We start from the raw sequence: 26,402 nt of genomic DNA, 5'->3' as shown, positions 1-26,402 counted from the left end.
CCCCGGATGTGACCGGCACCACCCCTCCGCCCACGAACGCAGACGCCCGGACCCAGCCCGTGGCACTCAGTGCCGCAGGCCGTGCCCGATTTCCAAGGATCCGGCACTCAGTACCTTTACAGGCGGCACTGAGTGCCATAGCGTCCTCCTCGGCAGGCGCCACGACCGCACGCCCGGCGACGGGCGGCGGTACGGCGGCGCACCCGGGCTCGAAGAGGAGACGGCCATGACCCCGCTCGTCGCGATCGCACCCACCTCGCCCTCCACCCCGGAGGACGGCGAACTGACCTACCGCCGGTGCCACTGGTGCCGCTCCGCGGCCGCGGTCACCTGCATGCTCTGCCCGGTCTGCGGCTCGGCCGACCTGGAGCCGGCCCGCGGCGCCGGCCAGGGCACGGTGCAGCGCCTGCTTCGCCCGACCCGCCGCGGCTCGCACCCCGACCGCCCCTACCTGGTGACCCTGGACGAGGGCTTCTCCGTCCAGGCCGCGGTGGTCGGCGGCCTCCCGGGCGCCGTCCCGATCGGCACCCGCGTCCAGCTCACCACCAGCGAGGACGAGGGCCGCCACCTCACCTTCCGTCCGGTCCCGCGCGCCTACTAGACCCTCCGCCGGGCCCCGCGGGCACGACTCCCCCGCACCTCCTCCGCCGTTCCCCCACGACTTCGGCCGAAGGGCGCCGGGTCCGGGGACGGATCCGGCCTACCTGTCAAGAACTCGTGCACGCACCACACCGGCTCGGTTACTGTCGGCTCCGTTGCCTGGACCGGGGGAAGGTGCACGGAGACGTGGTTGAGCTGACACTGCCTCAGCGGGCATGTTCGGAAGTGAAGTTGACGGCCGCCGCCGGCGGGGAGGCGGCGCTGCGGCTGGCCTGGCCCACCGGGCTGGCCGCCAACCCGGCGGCCCCGGCCGCCGTGCTGGACCGACTGCTGGCCGCCGAGCGCCGACCCGACGAGGACCGCTGGCTCTCCGCCCGTGCGCTGCCGGCCGGCACCGTGGAGGCGGCCCTCGCCCACCCGGCCCCGGCGGTGCGCCGCCGGCTCGCCGACAACCCGCACCTGCCGCCCGCCCTGCTCGGCCGGCTCGCCCTGGACCGCGACCGCACCGTGCGCCGCGCCTGCGCGCTGGCCGCCGCCGAGCGCCAGGTGGTGCTGCCCGTCGAGGCGCTGGCCGCGCTGGCCGGCGACCGGGACGCGAACAACCGCCGCCTGGTGCCCGCCTGCCCGGGCCTGCCGGCCGACCTGCGGGCGGCGCTGGCCCGCGACCCGCAGCCCGCCGTCCGGGCCGCCGCGATCACCCGCGAGGGCTGGCCGCAGCTGCCCGCCGGGCTCCGGCACGAGCTGACGGCCGACCGTGACCCGGTGGTGCGGGCGGCCGTCCGGCTGGCCCGCCGCACCGAGCGCCCGCTGCCGCGCACCCTGGCGGAGTACATCGCCGAGAGCGACCCGCGCCGCCGCGAGCGGGCCGCCGCCCGCGCGCCGATCGAGCGCCGGCTCGGCGAGTGGCTGCGCTACGACGACGACCCGTGGATCCGCACCGCCGTGGCCGGCAACCCGCACCTGCCGACCGACCTGGCGCTCGCCCTGGCCGTCGACCCGGTCGAGCAGGTGCGCCTCGCGGTCTCGGTCCGCCCGGACCTGACGGAGCCGCAGCGGGCCGCGATCCGGATCTCCGTCCCGGACGGCCGCACCGCCGCACCGGCCTGGGTGACGGCCCGGCACGGCGACCCCGTGGCGCTGGCCGAACTGGCGGCCTCCGCGCACCCGCTGCTGCGCCGCGGCGCGGCCGCGGCGCCGGGCCTGCCGGCCGAGGCGGTCCGCGCGCTGGCCGCCGACCCGGACCCGGGGGTCCGCCTGGCGCTGGCCGAGCACTGCCCGGACGCCCCGCACGAGCTGCTGGTGGAGCTGTACGCGGGCGGCCGCGGCCGGGCCCACGACGCGCTGGCCGAGCGGCCGAACTTCGCCCGCCCGGGCCTGGCCCGGTTCGCCGGCCACCCGGACGCCCGGCTGCGCCTGGCCGCGCTGCGCGACCCGCAGGTGGCGCCCGAGCTGGTGGAGCGGCTGACCGCCGACCCGGACCGGGCGGTGGCCCGGGCCGCCGCCCGCCACCCCCGGCTGCCGCTGCCCGCGCTGCGCCGGCTGCTGGCCTCGGAGCTGGCGGAGGCCGCGGCGGCCAACCCGGCCCTGCCGCTGGAGCTGATGCACTGCCTGCTCGACCTGTCCGACGTGCCCCCGGCGGCGGAGCGACCCGGGGTGTGACCGGGGAATGACTCCCGATCGGTGAATGTTCAACGAGTCACCGAGAGAGGAGCCACCCGTGAGCACCACCCGCGAGGAGACCACCGTCCAGCGCTGGGAGCGCGCCCGCCTGTACTTCGACTCCAAGGCGTACGCGGACGCGGCCCCGATGCTGGCCGAGGTGGTCGCCGAGGTCCCCGAGCAGGTCGCCCCGCGCCTGCTGCTGGCCCGCGCCTACTACCACTCCGCCCAGCTGCGCCGGGCCGAGGAGCAGCTGCGCGAGGTGATCGCGCGCGACCCGGTCGAGCACTACGCCCACCTGATGCTGGGCCGGGTGCTGCAGCGGCAGGGCCGGGCCGCCGAGGCCGCGCCGTACCTGCGGCTGGCCGCGGCCTTCGAGGGCGGGTCCGCAGAACTGTGAGCGGCCGCCCCCGGGCCGGGCGTTTGCCCGGCCCGGGGGCCGGAGGCAGGCTGGACGCGAGGAGGAGGTGCGCATGACCACCCTCGAGGAGCAGATCGACGTCACCACCCCGGTCGGCCGGACCTGGGAGCAGTTGCACCGGGTCGCCGACTACCCGCGGTTCGTCGCCGGGCTGCGGCACGCCGCCGCGCACGGCCGCAACCGGGCCCGGCTGGACGTGGAGATCGGCGGGGTGCGGCGGTCGTTCGTCGCCGAGCTGACCGATCACGGCCGGGGGCGGGTGATGACCTGGCAGACCGTGGACGGGGTGCACCTGAAGGGCACCTTCGCGCTGCGTCCGCTGGACGAGACGCACACCCAGGTGCAGCTGCGCCTGGAGTACGACCCGGAGACGCTGCGGGACGACCTGGGCGGCGGCCCGGTGGGGTTCGCGCAGAGCCACACCATCGAGGAGGCGGTCCGGACCGACCTGGCGCTGTTCAAGGAGCTGGTCGAGCACCGCTGAGCTCGGCCCAGATCACCTTGCCGGTGGCGGTGTACCGGGTGCCCCAGCGTTCGGCGAGCTGCGCGACCAGGAACAGGCCGCGGCCGCCCTCGTCGGTGTCGGCGGCGTAGCGCAGGTGCGGCGAGGTGGAGCTGCCGTCGGCGACCTCGCAGATCAGCGCCCGGTCGAGGATCAGCCGGACCCGGATCGGCCCGCTGGCGTACCGGATCGCGTTGGTGATCAGTTCGCTGAGGATCAGCTCGGCGGCGAAGCCCTGCTCGACCAGTCCCCACGCCTCGATCTGCCGGGTGGCCTCGGCGCGGACGCCCGCGACGGCGGCCGGGTCCTCCGGGACCTCCCACTGCGCGACCAGGTCGGCGGGCAGCGCGCGGGTGCGGGCGACCAGCAGCGCGATGTCGTCGGTGGGGGTGACGGGCAGCAGCGTGGAGAGCACGTCGGCGCAGGTCTGCTGGGGGCTGCGGTCGGGGTGCGCGAGGGTCGCGCGGAGCAGCTCCAGGCCCTCGTCGATGTCCCGGTCGCGGGACTCGACCAGTCCGTCGGTGTAGAGGACCAGCCGGCTGCCCTCGGGCAGGAGCAGTTCGGCGGTCTCGAAGGGGTGGCCGACCAGGCCGAGCGGCGGTCCGGCGGGGACCTCGGGGAACTCCACCCGGCCGTCGGGGTGGACCAGGGCGGGCAGCAGGTGTCCGGCCCGGGCCACCGCGCACTGCCGGGAGACCGGGTCGTAGACCGCGTACAGGCAGGTGGCGCCGGTGATCGGGACCTGTCCGTCGGTGTCCCGGTCCTGGTCGAGCCGGTTGACCAGGTCGTCGAGGTGGCCGAGGAGCTCGTCGGGCGGCAGGTCGAGGGCGGTGAAGTTGTGCACGGCGGTGCGCAGCCGGCCCATGGTGGCGGCGGCGTGCAGGCCGTGGCCGACCACGTCGCCGACGACCAGGGCGACCCGGGCACCGGGCAGCGGGATGACGTCGAACCAGTCGCCGCCGACCCCGGCCTGCGCGGGCAGGTAGCGGTAGGCGACGTCCAGCGCGGACTGCTGGGGCAGGGCGCCGGGCAGCAGGCTGTGCTGCAGGGTGACGGCCATGCCGTGCTCGCGGGTGTAGCGGCGGGCGTTCTCGATCGAGATGGCGGCGCGGGCGACCAGCTCCTCGGCGAGCGAGCGGTCGTCGGCGTCGAAGGACTCCGGGCGGGCGGAGGCCCGCCAGAAGGTGGCGATGCCCAGCACCACGCCGCCGACGGTGAGCGGGACGGCGATCAGCGAGTGCAGGCCCTGCTCCCGGGCGCCGGCGGCGGCCGTGGGGTGGGCGTCGGCCCAGCGGCGGATCGCGTCGGTCAGGTCGGTCTCCAGCACCGTGCGGTGTTCGGCGAGGGCGCGGGCGCGGGGGGTGCCGGGCACGATCGGGACGTCGGCGCCGACCGGCAGCAGCAGCGGGGCGGGGGTGACGCCGGTGAGCGCGGTGCGGCGCATCGGGGAGGCCGGGTCCGGGCCGGGCGGTTCGCCGCGGAGCACGGGCTCGGCGAGGTCGACGGCCGCGTAGTCGGCGAGCGCGGGGACCAGCGCCTCGGCCAGCTCCTCGCAGGTGCGGCCGATGTCGAGGGTGGTGCCGATCGCGCCGCTGGCGTCGTACAGCTGCTGCAGGCGGCGGCGGGCCAGGTCGGCCTTGCCGCCGAGCACCCGCAGTTCGGTGGTGTCGCGGAAGGTGGCGACGTAGCCGGGCGGGCCGCCGCCGCGGTCGGTGGGGCGGACGTTGACGGCGAGCAGCCGGTCACCGGCGGTGACCACCTCGTCGCTGGCCTCGCCGCCGGAGGCGAGCAGTTCGGCGACCGGGCGGGCCAGGCCCAGGTCGGGGACGCGGCGGCCCTCGGAGTCGGACGGCAGGGCGAGCAGTCGGCGGGCTTCGTCGTTGGCGAGCAGCAGGCGCTGTTCGGCGCCGATGATCAGGACGCCCTCGCGGACAGCGTGCAGCACCGCGTCGTGGTGCTCGTACATCCTGGTCATCTCGGTCGGGCCGAGGCCGCGGGTCTGCCGGCGCAGCCGTCGGGAGATCAGGAAGGCGCCGCCGCCGGCGCACAGCAGGGCGGCCGCGGCGGCGCCGATCAGCACCGGCAGCTGGCGGTCGGCGCTGGCGCTGATCTGGCTGATCCGGACGCCGGAGGAGACCGCGCCGACCACGGTGCCGTCCTGGTCGGTGACCGGGACGACGGCCTGGACCAGGCGGCCGATGGTGCCGTTGACGGTCTCGGTGACGACCTGCCCGCGCAGCGCCGGCTCGTAGGTGCCGACGAACTTCTTGCCGATCCGGTCGGGCAGCGGGTGGGTGTAGCGGATGCCGTCGGTGGAGAGCACCACCAGGAAGTCGACACCGGACTTGACCCGGGCCTCCTCGGCGCTGGGCTGCAGGACCGCGGTCGGGTCGGGCGAGCGGAGGGCCGCGACGATGCCCGGCGAGCTGGCGTAGGTCTGGGCGACCGCGACGGAGCGGTTGCGCGCCTCGTCGGCGCTGTCGGCCCGGGACTGCAGGACGGACTCGACCGCGGCGGCGGCCACCACCAGCAGCAGGACGACCAGCTGCAGCACGAAGACCTGGCCCGCCACGCTCCGTACGTCGAGGGCCGCCCGGAACCGGGCCATCCGGGTCATGGGTTATGTCTACACTCCCCTCCCCCCGTGGGCCAATGAGTCGGTCAGGGTCGGCCGTCCTGGAGTCCGGCGAGGTCGGCGTCGCCCTGGACCAGGGCGCCGGCCTGTTCGACGGTGAGCGGCCTGGCGAACAGGTAGCCCTGGCCGAGCGGGCACCCCATGGCGGCGAGCAGCTGCCGCTGGGCGTCGTTCTCGATGCCCTCGGCGATCACCTGGACGCCGAGCGTGTCGGCGATCCGCGTGATGCCCTCGACCAGGGCGTACTGCTGCTCGGACAGGCCCAGGCCGTCGATGAAGGACTTGTCGATCTTCAGCACCGAGATCGGGAACTCGCGCAGGTAGCTGAGCGAGGAGTAGCCGGTGCCGAAGTCGTCGATGGCGATCCGCACGCCGAGGTCGCGCAGGGTGCGCATGTCGGTGCGGACGCGTTCGTCGCGCCGCATCAGGACGCTCTCGGTGAGCTCCAGGATCAGGGTGCCGGGCCTGATGCCGCTGCTCTCCACGACGCGGCGGACGGTGTCGACGAAGCCGGCGTCGCGGAACTGCCGGGCCGAGACGTTGACGCTGACCCGCAGCGGCAGCCGGCCGCCGGCGGTGCGCCGGTCGCCGCTGAGCTTCTGCCAGGCGGTGGCCTCGGTGACGGCCCGCTCCAGCACCCAGGCGCCCAGCGGGACGATCTGGCCGCTCTCCTCGGCGAGCGCGATGAAGTCCTCGGGCAGGACCATGCCGCGGCGCTCGTGCGGCCAGCGGACCAGCGCCTCGAAGGCCACCAGGTCGCCGCTGGCCAGGTCGACGATCGGCTGGTAGTACAGCGCGAAGGCGGATTCGGCGATGGCGGTGTCCAGGCTCTCGTTCAGCTCGTGCCGCTCGACCAGCCCGGCCTGCAGCTGCGGCTGGTAGCGGCTCCACTGCCGCTTGCCGGCCGCCTTCGCCTCGTACAGCGCCAGGTCGGCGTGGGTGAGCAGCTCGGCGGCGTCCACGCTGTCCTCGGTGGTGGCCACGCCGATGCTGGCGGCCACCCGGACGGCGCCGGAGGAGAGCCGGAAGGGCTCCTCGAAGACGGCGAGCACCGCGTCGGCGGTGCGGCCGACGTCCGCCGGGGAGAGCGCGTCCTCGACCAGCACCGCGAACTCGTCGCCGCCGAGGCGGGCGGCGGTGTCGGAGGTGCGCAGCGCGGTGGAGACCCGCAGCGAGACCGCGACCAGCAGCTCGTCGCCGATCGCGTGGCCCTGGGTGTCGTTGACCACCTTGAAGTCGTCCAGGTCGATGAAGAGCACCCCGGTGACGGTGCCGCGGCGCTCGCTGCGGGCCAGCGCGTGGCCGACCCGGTCCAGGAACAGCACCCGGTTGGCCAGGCCGGTCAGCGAGTCGTGGAAGGCCCGGTGGGTCAGCTCGCGCTCCATCTGCCGCTGGTCGGTGACGTCGCGCAGGGTGAGCACCAGGCCGGCCACGGTGGGGTCGGCGCGCAGGTCGTTCCAGCGCACCTCGGCCTCGATCACGCTGTGGTCGCTGCGCAGCAGCCGCCAGTGCTCGCGCTGCTCGGCCTGCTCGCGGGTGCGCATCCGGGCCAGCGCCTGCTGGACGGCGCGGACGTCCTCGGGCGGCACCAGGTCGGTCAGCGGGACGCCGGCCGGCTCGTGGTGGCCGAGCACCCGCTCGGCCGAGGAGGAGGCGTACCGGATGCCGTCCTGGTCGTCGAGGATCAGGATCACGTCCGAGCCGGACTGCACCAGGGTGCGGAAGTAGAGCTCGCTGTTGTGCTGGTTGACCTGCCGGCTGAGCATCACCCGCTCGACGGCGAGCGCGGCCTGCCCGGCCAGGATGTCCAGGGAGCCCCATAAGGCGGTCAGCCGGTGCTCGGTGCCGCCGACGACCAGGACGCCGATCAGCGGCTCGCCGAGGGCCCGCTGCTCCAGCGCCAGCGGGCAGACCAGGACGGACGGCGAGCCGGCGAACTGCTCCTCCAGGCCGCCGCCCAGCTCCTCCACCGGCAGCAGCCGGCTGGTGCGCACCTCGTCCATCCGCGGCACCCGCAGCACCCCCTCGCACGGGTTGCGCCCGGCCTTCAAGGCGCCGTCCTCGCAGACCGCCAGCAGGGCGGCTCCCGGCTCGTTGGGCGGCAGCAGCGAGGCCGCCGCGGACTGCACGGAGTCGGCGACCTCGCTGACGGTGACCGCCCCGGCCAGCCGGGCGCCGGCCATCCGCAGCGCCCGCTCCCGGTCCAGCTGGTTGCGGTGCACCACCACGATCCCGGCCAACCGGGCCAGCACCAGCAGGAACAGCACCGCCGAGAACGCGGCGATCACCCCGGCGTGGCTGCTGTCCCCGCGGTAGACGTCGAACAGCAGCATCGCGGGGGCGATCAGCGAGGCCAGGGTGAGCAGCGCCAGCCGGCCCTTGGTGATGTCGGTCGGCTGGGTGGGGATCGGCCGGGTCAGCTCCACCATCGACGGGTGCAGCGCGGCGGCGCCCCACAGCGTGTAGAACGCGGCCCAGCCGAAGTCCACCGGGGTGCCGATGTGCCACACGCCGTGCAGCTGGATCAGGCCGTACAGGACGTCGGAGGCCAGCATGCCGAGCGAGCCGACGGTGAGCAGCAGCAGCGCCCGGCTCTTGCCGCCGCGCGGCACCAGCAGCCGCATCAGCATCAGCAGCAGCAGCACGTCGCCCAGCGGGTACGCGATCGAGACGGCCTTCTGGAACCAGCTCAGGTCCGGGTTCCGCTCGTACGGGACGATCAGGTACAGCCAGACCAGCAGGGCCAGACCCACCGTGAGGATGAGCGCGTCCAGCATCGAGCCGCGGTCCTGGTGGGCGGTCCGCCAGCGGATGAAGCCGGCCACGCCGAGCGCGTACAGCAGGTACTCGGCCAGGTAGAAGGCGTCGGCCAGGGTCGGGTAGGTCAGGACGTGCAGGTACTCGGTGTAGACGACCTGCGTGACCTCGCCGATGGTGAAGCTCAGGTTGGCCGCGGCCAGCACGTACCAGTAGCCGGGGTGCGCCGGCCGGTTCATCCGGGTGCCGAGCACGATGGCGCCGACCCCGCTGAGGCCCATCGCCGTCCACCAGATGATCCGGTCGTCCGGGTTCAGGTAGTAGACGAGCGTGAGCAGGCCCATCCAGCCGAAGTAACAGACCGTCAGGCGCTGTCGACTGCGAGTCAACCGACTACCTCCCTCACGGAGGCTCCGGGGCACTGCCTTCCCAATATACCCAGCGATATCGCTGTCGCGCCGGACGTGCCTATAGTCGGAATGTCGGCGCCGATTTCCCGGACGCCGTCCACTTCCGCATCACCCGAGGTCAGTGCCGGTGGAAAAGGAACCCTCCCCCCAGCCGCCCGGATCGGGTCCGAGCACGGTGGTGAGCAACGACGAAGGATCGTACGCGATCTGGCCGGACGCGCTGCCGGTCCCTGCGGGCTGGACCCGGGAATGGGGCCCGGGCGGCCGCGACGGCTGCCGCGACGCCGTCGCCCGCCTCGCCGCCGGGACCCGCCTCCACGGTGTGCGACCGGACCTGCGCGGCGGGTACGGGCCCACCGTGCCCGCGCTGTTCCGCCGCCAGGCCCAGCGGACGCCCGACGCGCCGGCCCTGCTCTCCGAGGGACGGCGGATCGACTACCGCGAGCTCGACGAGCGCAGCGACCGGCTCGCCGCCGGGCTGCGCCGCCGCGGCGCCGCGGCCGAGACCGTGGTCGCCGTCCGCCTCGAACGCTCCGTGCCGCTGGTGGTCGCCCTGCTCGGGGTGCTGAAGGCCGGCGCCGCCTTCCTGCCGCTCGACCCGGACCACCCTCCGCAGCGGTTACGGCAGTTGACCGCCGACGCGGAGGCGGTCCTGGTGCTCGCCGACCCGAACGCCGTGGAAGAGCTCTCCTGTGACGGTCCGGTGCCCGCCGACCCGCTGCCCGAGGACCTGGCGTACCTGATCTACACCTCCGGCACCACCGGCACCCCCAAGGGCGTCCCGGTCAACCACCGGGCCTTCGCCCTCACCCTCACCCGGGTCGCCGAGGCGTACGAGCTCTCCCCCGCCGACCGGGTCCTCCAACTCGGCGCGCTCGGCTTCGACACCGCGCTGGAGCAGATCTTCGCCCCGCTGCTCAGCGGATCCACCCTGGTACTCGGCGGGCGGCACACCTGGGCGCCGATCGAGCTCGCCCACCGCATCCCCGAACTCGGGATCACCGTCGCCGACCTGACACCCACCTACTGGCACCGGCTGCTCGACCTGCTGCCCGAGGACGCCCACGGCGCCGACTGGCTGCGGCTGCTGATCGTCGGCGGCGAGACCGTGCACGCCGAGGACTGCCGCACCGCGCTGCGCCGCCAGCCGCACACCAGGCGCATCAACGCCTACGGCCTCACCGAGACCGCCATCACCTCCACCCTGTGCGAGCTGCACGACGAGCTGGTCGGCGGCCTCGGACACGCCCCCGTCCCGGTCGGCCGCCCGCTGCTGGGCACCTACGTGCACGTCCTGGACGGCGAGTTGAACCCGGTGCCGCCCGGCCGCAAGGGCGAGGTCTACCTCGGCGGGGCGGCCCTGGCCCGCGGCTACTGGAAGAACCCGGTGCTCACCGCCGAGCGCTTCCTGCCCGACCCGTACGCCGGCCGGCCCGGCGAGCGGATGTACCGCACCGGCGACACCGGGCGCTGGCGCCCCGACGGCAACCTCGAACTGCTCGGCCGGATCGACGACCAGGTCAAGATCCGCGGCTTCCGGGTCGACCCCGCCGAGATCGAGGCCGTCCTCACCGCCCACCCCGCCGTCGGCCAGGCCCGGGTGATCGCCACCGACGGCGCTGGCGCCGGACGCGCCCTCACCGCGTACTACACCGGCACCGCGACCCCCGCCGCCGAACTGCGCACCTTCCTCGCCGGGCACCTCCCCGACCCGCTCGTCCCGGCCGCCTACGTGGCCGTCGACGGGATGCCGCTCACCCCCGGCGGCAAGATCGACAACCGCCGGCTCGCCGAGATCGCCCGGCCCGCCGCCCGCCCCGGCAACGGAAGCGCCGCCGCGGAACACGGACTCGCCTACCTGTGGGCCCAGTTGCTCGGCGTCGACGAGGTCGCCAGCGAGGACGACTTCTTCCAGCTCGGCGGCAACTCGCTGCTCGCCATGGAGATGCTCGCCCGTGCCCGGATCATGTTCGGCCTCGGCGTCGACCGGGTCCGCGAACTCACCCGCGCGCTGCTGAGCGACCCCACCCTCGGCTCCTTCACCGTCGCCGTCCACGCCGCCCGCACCGGCCACGCCGCCGACCCCGGCACCGACGCCGTCGACTTCACCGCCGAAGCCGAACTCGGCGTCCCCGTCCGGCGGACCGACGGCGGCCCGAACTGGGCCGACCCCGCCGAACTGCTGCTCACCGGCGCCACCGGCTTCTGCGGCGCCCACCTGCTGCACACCCTGCTCGCCACCACCGACGCCCGGATCCACTGCCTGGTCCGCGCCGCCGACCCCGAACACGCCCTGGAGCGCCTGCGCGCCGCCCACCAGCACTTCCTGCACCGCGACCTGCACGCCCCGGACCGGGTCGTCCCCCTGGTCGGCGACCTCGCCGAACCCCTGCTCGGACTCCCCCGTGCCGTCTTCGAGGACCTGGCCGGCCGGCTCGACACCGTCCACCACCTCGGCGGACAGGTCAACTTCCTCTACCCGTACCGGCAGCTGCGCGCCGCCAACGTCGGCGGCACCCGCGAGATCGTCCGCCTCGCCGGCCACTCCCGGGGCATCCCCGTCCACTACCTCTCCAGCATGGCCGTCCTCGCCGGACACGGCGCCGCCGGACAGCGCCACGTCGACGAGACCACCCCGCTCGACCACCCCGACCTGCTCTCCGTCGGCTACGTCGAGAGCAAGTGGGTCGCCGAGGCCCTGCTGCACAACGCCGCCCGCGCCGGCCTCCCGGTCGCCATCCACCGGGTCAACGACGTCACCGGCGACCTGGCCACCGGCACCATGAACCCCGGCACCGAACTCTGCGCGCTCATCCGCTACTTCGCCGACAGCGGCACCGTCCCCGACGTCGACCTGCCGCTCGACTTCGTCCCCGCCGACACCTTCACCCGCGCCCTCGCCCACCTCGCCACCCACGCCCCCGCGGACGGCCGCGTCCACCACCTCACCAACCCGAACCCCGCCGACCTGCCCAGGCTCGCCGACCGGCTCCGCGCCCACGGCCGGCCGGTCTCCGAACTCGCCTACGGGGACTGGGTCGAACAGCTGGTCGCGTTCGCCGCCGACCACCCCGAGCACCCCATCACGCCCTTCGCGCCGCTCTTCGTCGACCGCTGCGCCGGACCCACCCGGCTCACCATCAGCGAGATGTACTTCCGGCCCACCTTCCCGCAGTTCAGCCGCACCAACGCCGAGAAGGGGCTGGCCGGCAGCGGCATCGAGTTCCCGCCCGTCGACACCGAACTGCTCGACTTCTACCTCGACCGGATGACCACCAACGGCCAGCTGGACCCCGTCCCGTGACCGACGACCCCCCGGCGCACCCCGTGACCGCCGCCGGCCGGCCCGAGGCCGACCCGGCCGCCTGGTGGAGCACCGTCGACCCCGCCCGCGCCCCCGCCGACGCCCCCGCGGCCTTCTGCCCCGACCTCGACCCGCGGACCCTGCTCGCCGCCTACGCCCACGGGCTCTTCCCGCTCCCCGCCGCCGACCTCTACGGCGAACTGCTCAACGAGACCCGGTACGAGCCGCTGGTCGCCGCCGGCGCCATCGCGCTGCACGGCCCGGGCCCCACCTCCCCGTACACCGTCGCCTGGTGGTCCCCGGACCCGCGGCCCGTCATCCCCACCGCCACCGGAGTGCCGCTCAGCCGCCGGCTCAGGCGGCGACTGCGCAACTCCGGCTGGACCACCACCGCCGACCACGCCTTCCCCGAGGTCGTCGCCGCCTGCGCCGCCGACCGCCGCCCCCGGTGGCTCACCGACGACCTGCAGGCCTCGCTCCGCGAACTGCACACCGCCGGACACGCCCACAGCGTCGAAGTCCGCGACCGCGAGGGCGAGCTGATCGCAGGCGCGTTCGGCATCCGGGTCGGCGCGGTGCTCAGCCTGGACTCCATGTTCCACCGCCGCCCCGACGCCGCCCGGGTCGCCCTCGCCGACCTCGCCACCCGCTTCGCCGCCGCCGGCGGCCACCACCTCGACGCCCAGTGGGACAGCCCCCACATCCGCACCCTCGGCGCCGCCCCCGTCCCCCGGGCCGACTACCTCGCCCTGCTGCGCACCCCGCACACCGCCGGCCCGCCCGACCCCGCGCCCCGGCCGGCGGCCCGCCTCGCGCCGCCGGAGCAGCACTGAGCCACCCCGGCGACGCCTCCGGCTCAGTTCCGACCCGGGCTCCGGCTCCGGCCTGGCGGACCGCACAGCGTGCCCGAGCTCGGCGCCGGCCCGGCCCCGGCTAGCGCACCGCGGGCACCGGCGCCCGGACCGCGCGGCCCGAGCCCATCGGGATCAGTGCCGCCGCCAGCAGCGGGAAGGCCACCACCGCCGCGAAGGTCCACCCGTACCCGTGCCCGGTGATCGCCGCGCCCGCCAGCGGCGGCACCAGCACCACCATCGCGTGCTGCCACACCCCGTGCACGCCCAGCGCCCGGCCCGCCCAGACCGGGCCCGCGTACTCGGCGACCGCCGTGTTGTGCAGCCCGTTGGTGGACACCGTCAGCCCCGACGCCAGCAGCAGCGCCGTCGCCCCCGCCCAGGAGCCCCACCACGCGCCCAGGGCCAGCAGCCCCAGGTCCGCCGCCGTGGCCAGCGCCAGCCGCCGCATCGGCACCACCCGGCTGCCCGCCCGGTCGGACCACCAGCCCGCCAGCAGCCGCACCCCCGCGCCCGCCAGGTTCGCCACCGCCAGCACCGTCCCCGCCGTCGCCGGCGCCCAGCCGCGCGCCTCGATCAGGAAGACCAGCGCGAACCCGGTCACCACGAACTGCGGCACGCACAGCAGCCCCGCCGCCGCGTGCAGCCGCCACAGGTACCAACCCCGGTACGGCGAACGGGTCCGCGCCGCCTCCGCCCGCGAGGGCCGCGGCGGATCCACCGCCGCCACCGCGATCGCCAGCCCGGACCCGCCGCACAGCACCGCGCAGAACCCCAACGCCCCGGCCACACCCACCTGTTCGGCGATCGGCGGCAGGCAGACCGCCGCCAGCCCGGTGCCCAGCGGCTGCGACGCCTGCCGCACGCCCATCGCCACCCCGCGCCGGTCCGGCGGGAACCAGCCGATCACCAGCCGGCCGGACGCCGAGTTCACCGACGACCCGGCCACGCCCGCCAGCACCAGCAGCGCCCCCAGCCACCGCACGTCCCCCGCCGCCGGCACCGCGGCCGCCAGCACCACCGCCGCCGACAGCAGACCCGCCGACAGCGCGAACCGCTCCCCGTACCGGTCCGCCACCACTCCCCAGCCGACCAGCCCGGCCAGGATCCCGAAGATCGGACACGCCACCAGCACCCCGGCCCCCGCGAGCGAGAGGCCCAGGTCCCGGCGGAACGCCGGTATCAGGTACGGCAACCCGTACAGCACGACGGTGCTGGCCGTCTGGCCGCCCGTCCCGAGCGCCAGCATCAGCCATCTGCGGTGGTTCCGGTTCTCCTCCATGCCCGGAACGATAGGGATCTCCCACATGTCGAGACCGGACATTTCACATCCCGAGACGGCCGGTTCACGACCCTTTCCCTGTCAGCCCGCCGCGGCACAATCGGGGCATGACGAAGATGCCGCGCACGACCTGCGAGTTCTGCCGCCGAACCGTCGCCGCCCTCCCCCACGGTGTGGCCCAGTGGCGGGCCAGTCGCCACGACGCACCGGACGTGCCGCGCGAGTCCACCGGCGCGCTGGTCAGCTGCATCGGCTCGCTGCGCCCGGTCGAGCCCGCCGCCCTCGACCTCCAGCTCCCCCTCCCCGGCCAGGAGCAGCAGGCCGCCGGCACCACCCTGTTCTGACCCTCAGGGCCTCAGGACCTCAGGGCCTCAGGCGGCCTTCGACGCCAGCGTGATGACCGTGATGTCCGACGGCGCACCGACCCGCACCGGCGGCCCCCACGCACCCGCGCCCCGCGTCACGTACAGCTGCGTGTCGCCGTACCGCTCCAGCCCGGCGACCGTCGGATTCGCCAGCTCCGCCAGGTAGTTGCCCGGCCACAGCTGCCCGCCGTGGGTGTGGCCGGAGAGCTGCAGGTCCACGCCCCACTTGACGGTGTCGTGGATGGTGACCGGCTGGTGCGCGAGCAGCACCGACGCACGGGCCCGGTCGCGGTCGCCCAACGCCCTGGCGTAGTCCGGGCCGTGGCCCTCCGCCGTGCCGGCGATGTCGTTCACCCCGGCCAGGTCGAAGTACGGCAGCTCGGTGCGGTCGTTCTCCAGCGGGTGCACGCCCAGCTCCCGGACGAACTCCACCCACGGCGCCGCACCGGAGAAGTACTCGTGGTTGCCGGTGACGAAGAACGCGCCGTCCCGGGCCCGCAGGTCCGCCAGCGGCCGGGCGGCCGGACCGAGGTCGGGCACGCTGCCGTCGACCAGGTCACCGACGACGGCGATCAGGTCCGGCTGGGTCGCGTTGATGGTGTCGACGATCCGGCGGGTGTGCCCCCGACCCAGGATCGGCCCGAGGTGGATGTCGCTGACCACCGCGATCCGGTAGCCGTGCGCGGCCCGCGGCAGCTTCGCCAGCGGCACCGTCACCTGCTTCACCCGCGGCCCGCGCAGCACCCCGTACGCGCCGTTGCCCACCACGCCCGCCGCGACGCCGCCCGCCGCGACGGCGACCGCCCGCGACACGAACAGCCGCCGCGACGCGTCGACCGGCTCCCGTCCGCGCTCGGGCTCCCCCGCCGTCGTCCCCGCCGTCGTCTCCGCCGCGCCCGTGGGGTCCGCCGGGTCAGCCGGACCGCTCCCCGCGCTCGCCGCCACCGGCACCGCAACCGCCGCCGGCTCGGCCGCCCGCCGCCGGGGCCACCGCAGCAGCACCGGCCGGACCAGCTCGCCGACGGCGAGCGCCAGCACCAGGTACAGCATCACCGGCAGCCACAGGTACCCGGGCCACGCCAGCCACCGCTCGGCCGCCATCGGCAGCACCCGCCCACCGAGCAGCGCCCCGAACGACAGCACCGGGAGCACCACCGCCAGCACCGTGCCCGCCCGCCGCCACCGGCCGCCCGGACGCGACACGTCCCGCACCAGCCGCCGCCACAGGTACCACTGCCCCGCACCGATCAGCACGAGGGCGACCACCAACACCACCACGATCACCATGCCAGCCAGTATCGGCGCCCCCGCCCCCCGCACCGCCACCGCCCCTGACCGGGCCGGCGGGCGTCAGGCGGCGAGCCTCGCGCGCTGCCGGGCGGTCAGGGCGCGGATCACCAGGACGGCCAGGACGCCGGCGACCGCACCGGTGATCTGGTCGAAGGCGGAGTAACCGTCCGGGTGGGCCTGGGTCTGCATGAGGACGGCCGCGCCGAGGGTCTTCGCCAGCCAGGCGGCCCACCAGGCGTTGAGCAGCCACTCGCCGCCGCGCGGTCCGCTCGCCCGCCAGATGTCGAGCGTGACGCGGTACGGGATCCAGAAGTTCGCCAGCGGGACGAACCAGCCGCCGACCGCGAGCCCCGGCCCGAACCGGTGCCCGGCCGGGTCGAAGGCCCGGGCGTTGTGGCGGCAGCGGCTGAACCAGCGGAGGAAGAGCACGACGCTCCCCACCATCAGCACCAGGCCGACCGGCACGTACGCCGCGAAGAACCCGGACCGCGTCCCGCCCGCCAGTCCCACCGCGAGCTGGGCGACCGTGTACGCCGCGATCACCGCCTGCGCGGCGACGGCCGCGGGCCCCGGGTCCACGACCGGCTTCTCCACGACCGGCTGCTCCCCGACCGTGACGTCCTGACGCGCCGCCTCGCCGACTGCTTCCGTACTCACCCGAGCTCCTGAGCGTCCGCCCGCGTTGTCGATCATGCGCGGGACCGGATGGAGCGTAGCCCCGCCGGCTCGGGCCGGTGAGCCCGGGGCGCCGGTGGCGGAGGCGACATCGGGCGGATCCCCGGACGACGGTTCCCGCACCGACTAGCCTCGGGCCCGGGACCGAAGGTCTCGGCCCGTCGGGACGTTCGGGAGGACGACGTGCTCCGGCTCCACCTCACCGCGGCGGACATCGGACGCACCCGGCTCACCCTGCTCGGGCCGCTCGCCGAGACCCAACTCGCCCTGAGCACCGCCCAGCACCGCGGCGAGGACGACCTCCTCGGCGGCTGGCGCCGGCGCGTGCGCAGCCAACTGCACGGCGAGGCCCGGGAGCTGGCCGTCGGCATCGCCCACCCCGCCGGACCGCTCGACCTGCTCACCGTCGCCGGGCCGGCGGACCGGCTCGACGACGGCCTCGACCGGCTGACCGCCCGCCGCGGGCTGATCGCCGCCGAGATCGCCGACGCGCCGGACGGACTGCGGGCCAGGATCCCCCGCTTCGTCGCGGGCGCCGCGCGGGGCGAGGCACAGGCCACGGCGAGCCTGACGGCGGCGTTCCGGACCGCCCACCGGGTGTCCGTGGCACCGCACTGGGACCGGATCGAGCGGGTGCTGACCGCCGAACGGGCCGCCAAGGCCACCGAGATGGTCACCGGCGGCACGGACGCGCTGCTCGGCTCGCTCCACCCCGGCGTCCGCTGGCGCCCGCCCGTCCTCGAAGTGGACTACCGCCCGCACACCCCCGGCCGGACCGACATCCACCTGTGCGGGCAGGGCCTGCTGCTCGCACCCTCGGCGCTCGCCCGCTCGATCCACCTCTACCTGCCCCTGCACGAGGACGAGCAGTTGCTGCTCGTCTACCCCGTCCTGCGCGACACCCTGGCGGCGGCGCGCGTCCTCACCGCCGACGCACCGGGCGGCCGGGCGCTCGACGCCCTGATCGGCACCACCCGGGCCGCCGTCCTGCGCACCGCCGACGGCGGCACCACCACCGGCGACCTCGCCCGCCGCCTCGGTATCTCGGCCGGCGGTGCCAGCCAGCACGCCACCGTGCTCCGCGACGCCGGGCTGCTCCACAGCCACCGCCTCGGGCGCCGGATCCAGCACACCCTCACCCCGCTCGGCGAAGCCCTCCTCTCCCGGGACGACCGGACTTCCACCTGACCGGCCCGGGCCTCGCACCCACGCGCCGCCGACGGCGGAGGAGCCGCGCCGCCGAGTGCGGCGAGTTGCCGCTCGGGCCGCGCGCCCTCGCGCCTCGGACGGTCGCCCGGGGGAAGGGGACGAGCCGGTCGGTCACCCGCGCGGGCAAGGGCGAGGTGGCGCGCCGGTACGCCGCCGGTAACCGGCGGCCGCGTCGGCGGGCGAGGGTTCCCGTCCGGGTCTCGCGCCTATGCGTGGTCGGCGGTCGCGCGGTGGAGGAGGTCCAGGTGATCGGGGCCGAGGCGGTCGGTGAGGGCGGCGGCGAGGGCGAGGAGTTCGGCGCGGGTGGCGGGGTCGGGGCGGAGTCGGCAACTGGCCGCGGCCCGGCGGACGAGGCCAACGGCGTCGGCGGCGGCTCGGGCGGCGAGGCGCGGGTCGGGGTCGGCGGCGACCCGCAGCTGCACCAGCAGCCGGGCGACCGGGTCGGGTTCGTGGAGCAGGTGGTAGCCGGCCCGACGGACGACCGCCCGGTCCTCGTCGTCGAGCAGGGCGCGGGCGTATCCGTCCGGAAGGCCGGCTGCGAGGGGTCGCAGCAGGTCCGCGGCGGCCCGGACCACGCGCGGTGAACGGTCCCGCAGCAGCGGCAGGACGGGCGCCACGGGCGCTTCGGTGCCGGCGAGTTGCCGCAGCCCGCGCAGCGCCCGGGCCCGAACGGCGTCCGCCGGATGCGCCAGCAGGCCCGTCAGCAGCGGGATGTCACCGCGCCCGCCGGTTTCGGCCAGCCCGTCGATCACAGCGAGCACCGCCGGCCCGCCACCGCCCCCGCCCGCGACCGCGCCGCCGGCCCGCGCCGAGGCCCCGGCCGCGCCCGGGACATCCGTCATGTCCCAGATGTCCCGGGCGCCGCCGCGGGCGCTGTCCGTCACGGCGCCCGTCACGGCCCCGCTCCCGTCGGGCGCGCTCGCCGGGCGAAGGGCCTCGCCTGCCGCCGCCAGTTCGGCGACGCGCGCGCGGTAGAAGCCGAGCGGTTCGGCTCCGCTGCGGCGCGCGGCGTCGCGGGCCCGGGCCCGGACCAGCGCGTCGGGGTCGTCCAGGTGCCGGGTGACGTCGTCCAGGTGTCCGAGCCGGGCGAGGCCGGTGAGGGCGGCGGCGCGGACGTAGCCGTGCGGGGAGCGGGCGAGCCGGCGCAACGGGTCGGGCTGTCCGGACCAAACAGCGGCCTTGGCGGTCGATTCGGCGGCGGCGGCCCGCAGGCCGGGGTCGGCACCGTGTTCGGCGAGGGCGAGCAGGTCGCGCGGGCCGAGCCGCCGTCCGCCTTCGCGGAGCGCGAACTGCCGGACGGCGGCGACCGGTGAGGCGAGGAGCAGGGCGAGCAGGTCGGGTTCGTTGCGGCCGGGTGGCTCGGCGAGGGCGGCAACGAGTTGCCGGCGGGGGAAGCTGCCGCGATTGCGCGCGGTGAGCAGCAGGGCGGTGGGTGCGGCGGCGGGCCCGTACGTGGCGGGGGCACGGTCGAGGAGGCGGAGCAGACCGGTGCGGGCGAGGTCGCGGACGGGTTCGACCCAGTCGGCGGTGCGCAGGACGAGCCAGGGGGTGAGCTCGGGGTCGGGCGAGGCGATGATCTGCCGCACAGCCAGCTCCCGGACCCAGCCGTTGGCGTGGGAGGCGGCGAGGGCGAGGGCGGCCCGGTCGGCGCGGCCTCCCCGGACGGCGGTCTCGGCGGCGGTGAGCTGCGGGAAGGCGCGGGCGTCCCAGCGGTGGACCCGGCGGATCCGGTCGTCCAGGGCGGCGAGTTCGCGCGGGTGCCGGGCGAGCCGGGTGAGGGCTCGGCCGGCCCGGTCGGGGTCGTCGCTGGTCAGGGCGCCGATCAGGGCCTGGTTCGTCCGCATGTCCGCCGTCCTTCAGGGCGTCCGCCTCCAGCCCGACAGGTTTTCACATCCGTGAACACCAAACACATGTGCAGTCGCACCTCTTGACCGCCCCTCAGAATCGCCCCTACCTTCGGCCCACAGACAAGTCCACCGTTCATACACGTGAACATCCACTCGAGGGACTTCCATGCGTATTCCCCGCTCGCTCCTCCTCGGCACGGCGTCGCTGCTCGCCGCGGCGATCGCGTTCCCCGGCACCGCGTCCGCCGCGTCCACGGTCACTCCGCACTGGGAGGGGATCGGCCGGGCGGCCCTGGCGGCGTCCGACGGCTGGGGTTCGGCGACCACCGGCACGACGGGCGGCGGCGCGGCGGACGCCGGGCACGCGTTCCTGGTGCACGACCGGGCCGAGCTGGTGGCGGCGCTGGGCGGCGACAACGCCACCAACGCGGGCAACGCCACCCCCAAGATCATCTACTTGGCCGGGACGATCGACCTGAACACCGACGACGCCGGCCGCCCGCTCACCTGCGCCGACTACGCCGCGGGCACGGGCTACTCGCTCCCCGCCTACCTGGCGGCGTACGACCCGGCGACCTGGGGGACGGCCACCGAGCCCAGCGGGCCGCTGGAGGACGCCCGGGACGCGGCGCAGAAGGCGCAGGCCCGGCAGATCCAGATCAACGTCGGCGCGAACACCACGATCGTCGGGCTGCGGCACACCGCGCGGATCCTCGGCGGCGGGTTCGTGGTGAAGAACGTCGACAATGTGATCATCCGCAACACCACGTTCGAGGACGCCGCGGACTGCTTCCCGTCCTGGGACCCGAAGGACGGCGCGACCGGCAACTGGAACTCCGAGTACGACTCGGTGACCCTCTACAACGCCACCCACGTCTGGGCGGACCACAACACCTTCACCGACGGCCGCAACCCCGACGCGGCGCAGCCGCAGTACTTCGGGCGGCCGTACCAGGTGCACGACGGCCAGCTGGACGTCACCAACGGCTCGGACTACGTCACCGCCTCGTGGAACGCCTTCGAGGACCACGACAAGACCAACCTGGTGGGCAGCAGCAACACGTCCAAGGTCGACCCGGGGCACCTGCGAGTGACCTTCCACCACAACCTGTGGTCCAACACCGTGCAGCGGGCCCCGCGGGTGCGGTTCGGGCAGGTGGACGTCTTCAACAACTACTACGCGGTCGGCGCGGAGGAGTACGAGTACAGCATCGGCGTCGGCAAGTCCTCGCAGATCGTCGCGGAGGCGAACTACTTCGAGCTGCCGGCGAACGCCCCGGCCGGGAAGGTCCTCTACAACTGGGGCGGCACCGGGCTGAGCGCGACCGGCAACCTGGTCAACGGCGCGCCGGTCGACCTGGCGGCCGCCTTCAACGAGGCGCACCCGGCCACGCCGCTCGCCGCCGAGAGCACCTGGACGCCGACCCTGCGCCTGCGGGTCGACCGCGCGGACAAGCTGCCGCACCTGGTCGGCCACCACGCCGGCATCGGCCACCTCTGACCCCTGCGGGGCCCTCCCCCGCCGGTCACCGCCGTGCGGTCACCCCCGGGTGACCGCACGGTCGCGCTGCGCCGAAGGTCCTCCGCGGTTCCTGTGAGCCCGCCCACACGCCCCACCGCGACTACGGCCCTGCATAGTCGTCGCCCCCGCCCGGCGGACGCCGACGACCGGGCCGGACGGCCGGGCGGCTCCGGACGCTCCCGGAATTCCGCAGGTCAGCCGGGAAATCGGCGCCAATCGGACATCCCGGGTTTGGTCGGCGCGGGGGCCGGGTAAACCGGGGTGACGCGCCCGAGTCGATCACGGGCGCACTGCCGTGCCTACTACCGGCAGTAGTTTTCGAGCCCGTTGCGCCGCCATAAGGGCCTCTGCCAAGAATGTCCCGGTCGCAAGGCGGCGCGGCTCTCTCCCGCCGCGCCAACCCGCCCGCCCCGCGCCGTACGGCCGGGGCGCACGGCCGTCCGACACGGTCCGCGGGCCTGTTCCCCGAACACGCTTCGCGATGCCCGTGTGCCCGGATACGGCACCGCGAGACGGAAGAGGTCGCCCGCCCATGCAGCACCGCAAGACCCACCAGCTCCGCGCGAAGCTGCAGAACCGCCGCAACGCGCTGATCACCGGCGTCGCCACCCTGGCGGTGGCGGGCTCCGCCACGCTGGCCATCGCCCTGCCGCAGGACGCCACGACCGCCGAGGCCGCAGCCCCGCCCACCGCCGTCGCCGCCGCCACCCCCGACGTGGACCAGCTGGCCGCCGCGCAGGCCCAGGCCGCCGCCGAGGCGCAGGCCTCGGCCGAGGCCTCGGCGAAGGCGTCCGCGGAGGCCCAGGCCGCCGCCGAGGCGTCCGCGAAGGCGGAGGCCGACGCGAAGGCCGCTGCCGACGCCAAGGCGGCCGCGGACGCGAAGGCCGCCGCCGACGCGAAGGCCAAGGCGGACGCCGAGGCCAAGGCGAAGGCCGCCGCACAGGCGAAGGCCGCTGCCGCCGCCAAGGCCGCCGCCGACGCGAAGGCGAAGGCCGACGCCGAGGCCGCCTCCCGCTCGCAGGCCCGCTCCGCGCTGACCTCGACCTACTCGGGCACCCCGCAGCAGATCGCCGCGCAGATCGTCCCGGCCTCCCAGCTGCAGTGCTTCTCCAACATCGTGGAGCGCGAGTCCAGCTGGAACGTGCACGCCACCAACCCCTCCTCGGGCGCGTACGGCCTGGTCCAGGCGCTCCCGGCGTCCAAGATGGCCTCGGCCGGCGCGGACTGGCGGGACAACCCGGCCACCCAGATCAAGTGGGGCCTGCAGTACATGAACGAGACCTACGGCAGCCCGTGCGCGGCCTGGTCGTTCTGGCAGGCGCACAACTGGTACTGATCCAGTCAATACCGACCCGTACCGGTCGGTAGTTGTAGAGCGGGCGTGCTCGCGGAGTGAAGATTCCGCACACGTCCGCTCGATCTTGTCCCGGCTTGGGCGTTTTCGCGCGGCTTCCGGCCTTTGCGTGCTGGTGTCCCCGCCCATAGCCTCTGCGGCCATGGCCGACTCACCTCTGATCTCCGTCGTGGTCCCCGCCTACGACCTGCAGCAGCAGCTCAAGGAATGCCTGGACTCGCTGCTCGCCCAGTCCTTCCGCGGCTTCGAGATCGTCCTGGTGGTCGACCGCTCCCCGGAGTGCCCCGAGCGGCTGGTCGAGGCGTACGAGATGCGCGACCCCCGGGTCACCGTGCTCCGCCTGAACGCGGCCGTCGGCATCGGCCGCAGCCGCAACGCCGGCGCCGCCCAGGCCCGCGGCCGGTACGTGCTCTTCCTGGACAGCGACCACCTGCTCGCCCCGGACGCGCTGCAGGCGATGGCCGACCGGCTGGAGGAGACCGGCGACCTCGACGTCCTGCTGTTCGGCCACAACCGCGAGCACCGCGGCCGGATCTGGCCCGGCGGCGCGTCCGAGCTGCTGGCCGCGGCCGGCCCGGAGGTGTTCGCCCCGCTGGAGCGGCCCGAGCTGCTCGGCGCCCCGCCGCTCGCCTGGGACCGGCTGATCCGCCGCGAGGCCGTCCCCGCCTTCCCGGACGGGCACTACGAGGAGGTGCCCGCCGTCCACGAGTCGCTGCTGGCCGCCGGGCGGATCGCGGTGCTGGACCGCGAGTGCGTGACCATCCGCCGCCGCCACACCCTGCACCCGGTGGGCTCGCCGGGCAGCAGCCACTTCGACGTCTTCGACCAGTACGAGCACAGCTTCGGCCTGCTGGAGCGCACCGCCGACGCGGAACCGGCCCGCCCGCACCTGTTCACCCGGATGATCCGGCACTACCTCTTCGTCTTCGACCTGGCGGGCTGCGTGCCCCGGGCCGAGCGGCCGCAGTTCTTCCACCGCGCCGCCGAGCACTACCGGCGCTTCGTCCCCGAGGGCTACCGCCGGCCGGACGGGCGGGAGGGCATCAAGTTCTCGCTGCTCGCCACCGGGGCGTACGCGGCCTTCGAGGTGGCCAAGCTCTCGCACATCGCGCGCGGCGCGGTCGGCCGGCGGTAGCGGCGACCCAGGCCGTTCCCCGGTCGGTCCCGGCCCGGTAGAATCGACGGACAGTCAGTTTCGCCCGACAGATCGGGACTTCCATGTCGGAGCCGAACACCCCGTCGCGACACCCCGGGCCGGCCGGGCCCCGGACGCTCTCCGTCCGGTCCACCACGCTGCTCGGCTTCGTCCTGATCGCGGAGGCCGCGCTCTGCCTCGCGGTGCTGATCTCGATCTGGGCGCCGCTCAGCGACCTCACCTCGCCGCAGGCGCCGAAGGCCGTCGTCTGGTGGCCGCTGGGCCTCGGCCCGGTCCGGCTGACCGCCAACACCGCACTGCTGGTCGTGGTGGTGGCCACCAGCGGCCTCGGCAGCTTCGTGCACGCGGCCACCTCCTTCGCCACCTACGCCGGCAAGCACAGCCTGGTGCGCAGTTGGGTGCCCTGGTACCTGCTGCGCTCGGGGATCGGCGCGGCGCTCGCGGTGCTGGTCTACTTCCTGCTGCGCGGCGGCCTGTTCGCGGGCGGCACCGAGGGCAACGCCACCAACCCGTACGGCTTCGCCGGGGTCGCGGGCCTGTGCGGCCTGTTCTCCAAGCAGGCGACCGACAAGCTGCGCGAGGTCTTCGACACCATCCTGGCCACCCACGACGAGCCCGACCCGAAGGACCACCGGGGCGGCGAGCTTCCGCCCGCCGCCCCGGTGGTGACGGTGGTGCCGGTGGTGCCGACCATCCCGACGGTCCCGGCCCCGCCGACGCCCTAGCAGGACAGGTTGCCCCCGGTCGGCACGCCCAGGATCGCGGTGAAGTTCTGGTAGGAGTTGATCCGGGACTGCACCTGGGCGGGGTTGCCGCCGTTGCACTCGATCGAACCGTTGATGGAGCGGATGGTCTCGCCGAAGCCCGCGCCGTTGACCATCGCGTTGTGCGCGGTCATGGTGCCGGGTCCGTTCTGGGTCATCCAGTACCAGATGCCGGTCTTCCAGGCAACGGCGGCGTCGGTCTGCACCAGGTTCGGGTTGTTCAGCAGGTTGATGCCGAGCGCGTCGCCGGCGGCCTTGTAGTTGAAGTTCCAGCTGAGCTGGATCGGGCCGCGCCCGTAGTACGCGGCCTGGCCGGCCGGGCACCCGTACGGCTGCGAGGTGTCGCAGTAGTGCGGGTAGTTGGCGGTGTTCTGCTCGACGATGTGGACCAGCCCGCCGGTCTCGTGGTTGACGTTGGCGAGGAACGCCGCCGCCTCCTGCTTCTTCACCGTGTCGCTGCCGGTCTTGGCGAAGCCGGGGTAGGCGCTCAGGGCCGCGACCAGGCCGGAGTAGGTGTAGAAGGAGTTCCGGTTCGGGAACATCCGGTTGAACTGGGCCTCGGAGACCACGAACCCGCCGGGGTTCGGCGGGGTGGAGGTGGAGCCGCCACTGCAGCTGTACGGGTCCCAGTACCAGGTGGAGACGACCGGGTCGTAGCCCGGGTTGTCGTGCTCGGCGATGTACAGGTTGCCGTCGGTGTAGCGGACCACGGTGCCGGTGGTGTAGTTCTGGCCGGCTTTCCACGCGGGGTAGGTGCAGTTGCCGGTCGGCGTGGGGGTGGGGGTCGAGCCGCCGCCGCAGGTGCCCTGGTCGGCCCAGACGCCGGAGCCGCCGGTGGAGGGGGTCTCGCCCTGGGTCCACCACTTGGCCTGCCAGTTGTGGCCGTTGTAGGAGGCGGTCATGCCGCCGGTGTAGACGGTGGCGGCCGCGTAGGGGGTCGCGCAGCTCGCCGCGTAGGCGGGGGAGGCGAGCGGGGTGAGCGCGGCGAGCCCTGCGGCGGCGGCCGCCGAGGCGAGCATCGCGATGATCCTGCGCTTGGACATGTGCCACTCCTCGTGGGGGATCGAGTGGGGGTGCCACGCACTCAAGCGCTTTGGTCCAGACCTGTCAAGAGGTCTGGACCATAACGGGATTGAGGGTCCGTCACTACACGTGCGCGGTGCCGCCGCCGGCCGCCATCGCGGCGGCGATCCGGCGGTTGTTCTCCCGCCACTCCTCCTCCGGCAGCCGCGGCAGCATCTCCTCCCACAGCGGCAGCAGCGAGCCGCGCAGCTGCAGCATGCCTTCGGGCCGGGCGGTCAGCCACAGGTGGAAGTGGGCGGCGCCGTCGCCCCAGCGGTTGACGTGCACCCGGGCGACGCCGTCCAGCGAGCGCACCGCGCGCTCCACCCGCTGCAGCAGCGGGCCGATCTCGGCGGACCGCTCGGCCGGCAGGTCGGCCAGGTCGTGGTGGGCCCGCGGCTGGAGCAGCAGCACCGCGGGCACGCCGGGCGCCTCGCGGACGCCGGTCAGCCGCCAGTTCTCGTCCGTCCACAGGTAGCTGTCGTCCGCGCGGGCGCAGATCGCGCAGTCGTCCGGACCGTCCTCGCCGTCCCGGGGCGGCTCGGGCAGTGCGACCGGATCCAGGACGCGGCCGGTCGGCCCGCCCTCGTAGGGGAAGATGTCCCAGCTGGCGGCGCCGTCCTCGGGGACGACCAGGCGCTCGCCGATCGGCTGGCGCGCGAGGTACGGGGTCGGGGCGGTTCCGTTCGTTTCGATCATGTGCGCGAGCCTGCCAGACGACGCCGCGTCGCCGCATG

The 26,402-nt window shown here is 75.0% G+C and carries 20 protein-coding genes; 12 read left to right on the top strand and 8 right to left on the bottom strand.

Going from position 1 to position 26,402, the window contains the following annotated elements:
* Positions 1–226: 226 nt before the first annotated feature.
* The 4 genes from ABEB06_RS32425 (at position 227) to ABEB06_RS32410 (ending at position 3,164) form a co-directional block, all read left to right on the top strand.
* Positions 227–601, top strand: coding sequence for a Zn-ribbon domain-containing OB-fold protein (locus ABEB06_RS32425; protein WP_345700475.1), 375 nt, complete (start codon positions 227–229; stop codon positions 599–601).
* A 230-nt stretch (positions 602–831) separates the two neighbouring features.
* On the top strand, positions 832–2,259 hold the full coding sequence (locus ABEB06_RS32420) for a hypothetical protein (RefSeq protein WP_345700474.1): 1,428 nt from the start codon (positions 832–834) through the stop codon (positions 2,257–2,259).
* Positions 2,260–2,317: 58 nt separating this feature from the next.
* Complete coding sequence (locus ABEB06_RS32415; protein WP_345700473.1) at positions 2,318–2,659, top strand: tetratricopeptide repeat protein; 342 nt, start codon at positions 2,318–2,320, stop codon at positions 2,657–2,659.
* A 73-nt stretch (positions 2,660–2,732) separates the two neighbouring features.
* The gene (locus ABEB06_RS32410; protein ID WP_345700472.1) at positions 2,733–3,164 is read left to right on the top strand and encodes an SRPBCC family protein; all 432 of its coding nucleotides are present in this window, start codon (positions 2,733–2,735) and stop codon (positions 3,162–3,164) included.
* On the opposite strand, the gene ABEB06_RS32405 is transcribed toward ABEB06_RS32410, so the two are convergent.
* Entirely contained in the window at positions 3,139–5,790 is a 2,652-nt protein-coding gene (locus ABEB06_RS32405) for a SpoIIE family protein phosphatase (RefSeq protein ID WP_345702061.1), read from the bottom strand. The genes ABEB06_RS32410 and ABEB06_RS32405 overlap by 26 nt on opposite strands.
* Before the next feature lie 53 nt (positions 5,791–5,843).
* The gene (locus tag ABEB06_RS32400) at positions 5,844–8,963 is read right to left on the bottom strand and encodes a putative bifunctional diguanylate cyclase/phosphodiesterase (RefSeq protein ID WP_345700471.1); all 3,120 of its coding nucleotides are present in this window, start codon (positions 8,961–8,963) and stop codon (positions 5,844–5,846) included.
* 199 nt (positions 8,964–9,162) lie between these two features.
* On the opposite strand from ABEB06_RS32400, the gene ABEB06_RS32395 reads away from it, so the two are divergent.
* Both ABEB06_RS32395 and ABEB06_RS32390 read left to right on the top strand, forming a co-directional pair.
* The gene (locus tag ABEB06_RS32395) at positions 9,163–12,288 is read left to right on the top strand and encodes an amino acid adenylation domain-containing protein (RefSeq protein WP_345700470.1); all 3,126 of its coding nucleotides are present in this window, start codon (positions 9,163–9,165) and stop codon (positions 12,286–12,288) included.
* Positions 12,285–13,121: a leucyl/phenylalanyl-tRNA--protein transferase gene (locus tag ABEB06_RS32390; protein WP_345700469.1), complete on the top strand. Its 837-nt coding sequence runs from the start codon at positions 12,285–12,287 to the stop codon at positions 13,119–13,121. The genes ABEB06_RS32395 and ABEB06_RS32390 overlap by 4 nt, the downstream gene beginning before the upstream one ends.
* A 100-nt stretch (positions 13,122–13,221) precedes the next feature.
* On the opposite strand, the gene ABEB06_RS32385 is transcribed toward ABEB06_RS32390, so the two are convergent.
* Entirely contained in the window at positions 13,222–14,421 is a 1,200-nt protein-coding gene (locus tag ABEB06_RS32385; RefSeq protein ID WP_345700468.1) for an MFS transporter, read from the bottom strand.
* Positions 14,422–14,528: 107 nt separating this feature from the next.
* On the opposite strand from ABEB06_RS32385, the gene ABEB06_RS32380 reads away from it, so the two are divergent.
* On the top strand, positions 14,529–14,765 hold the full coding sequence (locus ABEB06_RS32380; RefSeq protein WP_345700467.1) for a hypothetical protein: 237 nt from the start codon (positions 14,529–14,531) through the stop codon (positions 14,763–14,765).
* 27 nt (positions 14,766–14,792) lie between these two features.
* On the opposite strand, the gene ABEB06_RS32375 is transcribed toward ABEB06_RS32380, so the two are convergent.
* The gene (locus ABEB06_RS32375; RefSeq protein ID WP_345700466.1) at positions 14,793–16,073 is read right to left on the bottom strand and encodes a metallophosphoesterase; all 1,281 of its coding nucleotides are present in this window, start codon (positions 16,071–16,073) and stop codon (positions 14,793–14,795) included.
* Positions 16,074–16,136: 63 nt separating this feature from the next.
* Entirely contained in the window at positions 16,137–16,733 is a 597-nt protein-coding gene (locus ABEB06_RS32370) for a DUF4328 domain-containing protein (protein WP_345700465.1), read from the bottom strand.
* A gap of 201 nt (positions 16,734–16,934) precedes the next feature.
* Here ABEB06_RS32370 and ABEB06_RS32365 point away from each other — a divergent pair, with 201 nt between their 5' ends.
* Positions 16,935–17,939 (top strand): ArsR/SmtB family transcription factor, encoded by a 1,005-nt coding sequence (locus tag ABEB06_RS32365; protein ID WP_345700464.1) that lies wholly within the window; start codon positions 16,935–16,937, stop codon positions 17,937–17,939.
* A 227-nt stretch (positions 17,940–18,166) separates the two neighbouring features.
* Here the strand turns inward: ABEB06_RS32365 and ABEB06_RS32360 are convergent, their stop codons facing one another.
* A complete protein-coding gene (locus ABEB06_RS32360; RefSeq protein ID WP_345700463.1) occupies positions 18,167–19,804 on the bottom strand; it encodes a HEAT repeat domain-containing protein in 1,638 nt (545 codons plus the stop codon).
* Between the two features lie 169 nt (positions 19,805–19,973).
* Here ABEB06_RS32360 and ABEB06_RS32355 point away from each other — a divergent pair, with 169 nt between their 5' ends.
* The 4 genes from ABEB06_RS32355 (at position 19,974) to ABEB06_RS32340 (ending at position 24,564) form a co-directional block, all read left to right on the top strand.
* Positions 19,974–21,308 carry a pectate lyase family protein gene (locus ABEB06_RS32355; protein WP_345700462.1) on the top strand — a complete coding sequence of 445 codons (1,335 nt, stop codon included), beginning with the start codon at positions 19,974–19,976 and terminating at the stop codon, positions 21,306–21,308.
* A 553-nt stretch (positions 21,309–21,861) separates the two neighbouring features.
* Entirely contained in the window at positions 21,862–22,665 is an 804-nt protein-coding gene (locus tag ABEB06_RS32350; protein ID WP_345700461.1) for an aggregation-promoting factor C-terminal-like domain-containing protein, read from the top strand.
* 160 nt (positions 22,666–22,825) lie between these two features.
* A complete protein-coding gene (locus ABEB06_RS32345) occupies positions 22,826–23,818 on the top strand; it encodes a glycosyltransferase family 2 protein (RefSeq protein ID WP_345700460.1) in 993 nt (330 codons plus the stop codon).
* Positions 23,819–23,901: 83 nt separating this feature from the next.
* Positions 23,902–24,564: a hypothetical protein gene (locus ABEB06_RS32340; RefSeq protein ID WP_345700459.1), complete on the top strand. Its 663-nt coding sequence runs from the start codon at positions 23,902–23,904 to the stop codon at positions 24,562–24,564.
* On the opposite strand, the gene ABEB06_RS32335 is transcribed toward ABEB06_RS32340, so the two are convergent.
* Together ABEB06_RS32335 and ABEB06_RS32330 are read right to left on the bottom strand one after the other, a co-directional pair.
* Positions 24,561–25,646: a glycoside hydrolase family 19 protein gene (locus tag ABEB06_RS32335; protein ID WP_345700458.1), complete on the bottom strand. Its 1,086-nt coding sequence runs from the start codon at positions 25,644–25,646 to the stop codon at positions 24,561–24,563. The two genes, ABEB06_RS32340 and ABEB06_RS32335, sit on opposite strands and share 4 nt — an antisense overlap.
* Before the next feature lie 103 nt (positions 25,647–25,749).
* Positions 25,750–26,364 carry an HIT family protein gene (locus ABEB06_RS32330; RefSeq protein ID WP_345700457.1) on the bottom strand — a complete coding sequence of 205 codons (615 nt, stop codon included), beginning with the start codon at positions 26,362–26,364 and terminating at the stop codon, positions 25,750–25,752.
* Positions 26,365–26,402 lie beyond the last annotated feature (38 nt).

Origin of the sequence: Kitasatospora terrestris, assembly GCF_039542905.1 — a bacterium.
GTDB classification, from domain to species: domain Bacteria; phylum Actinomycetota; class Actinomycetes; order Streptomycetales; family Streptomycetaceae; genus Kitasatospora; species Kitasatospora terrestris.
This window is presented reverse-complemented; position numbering and strand designations above follow the sequence as displayed.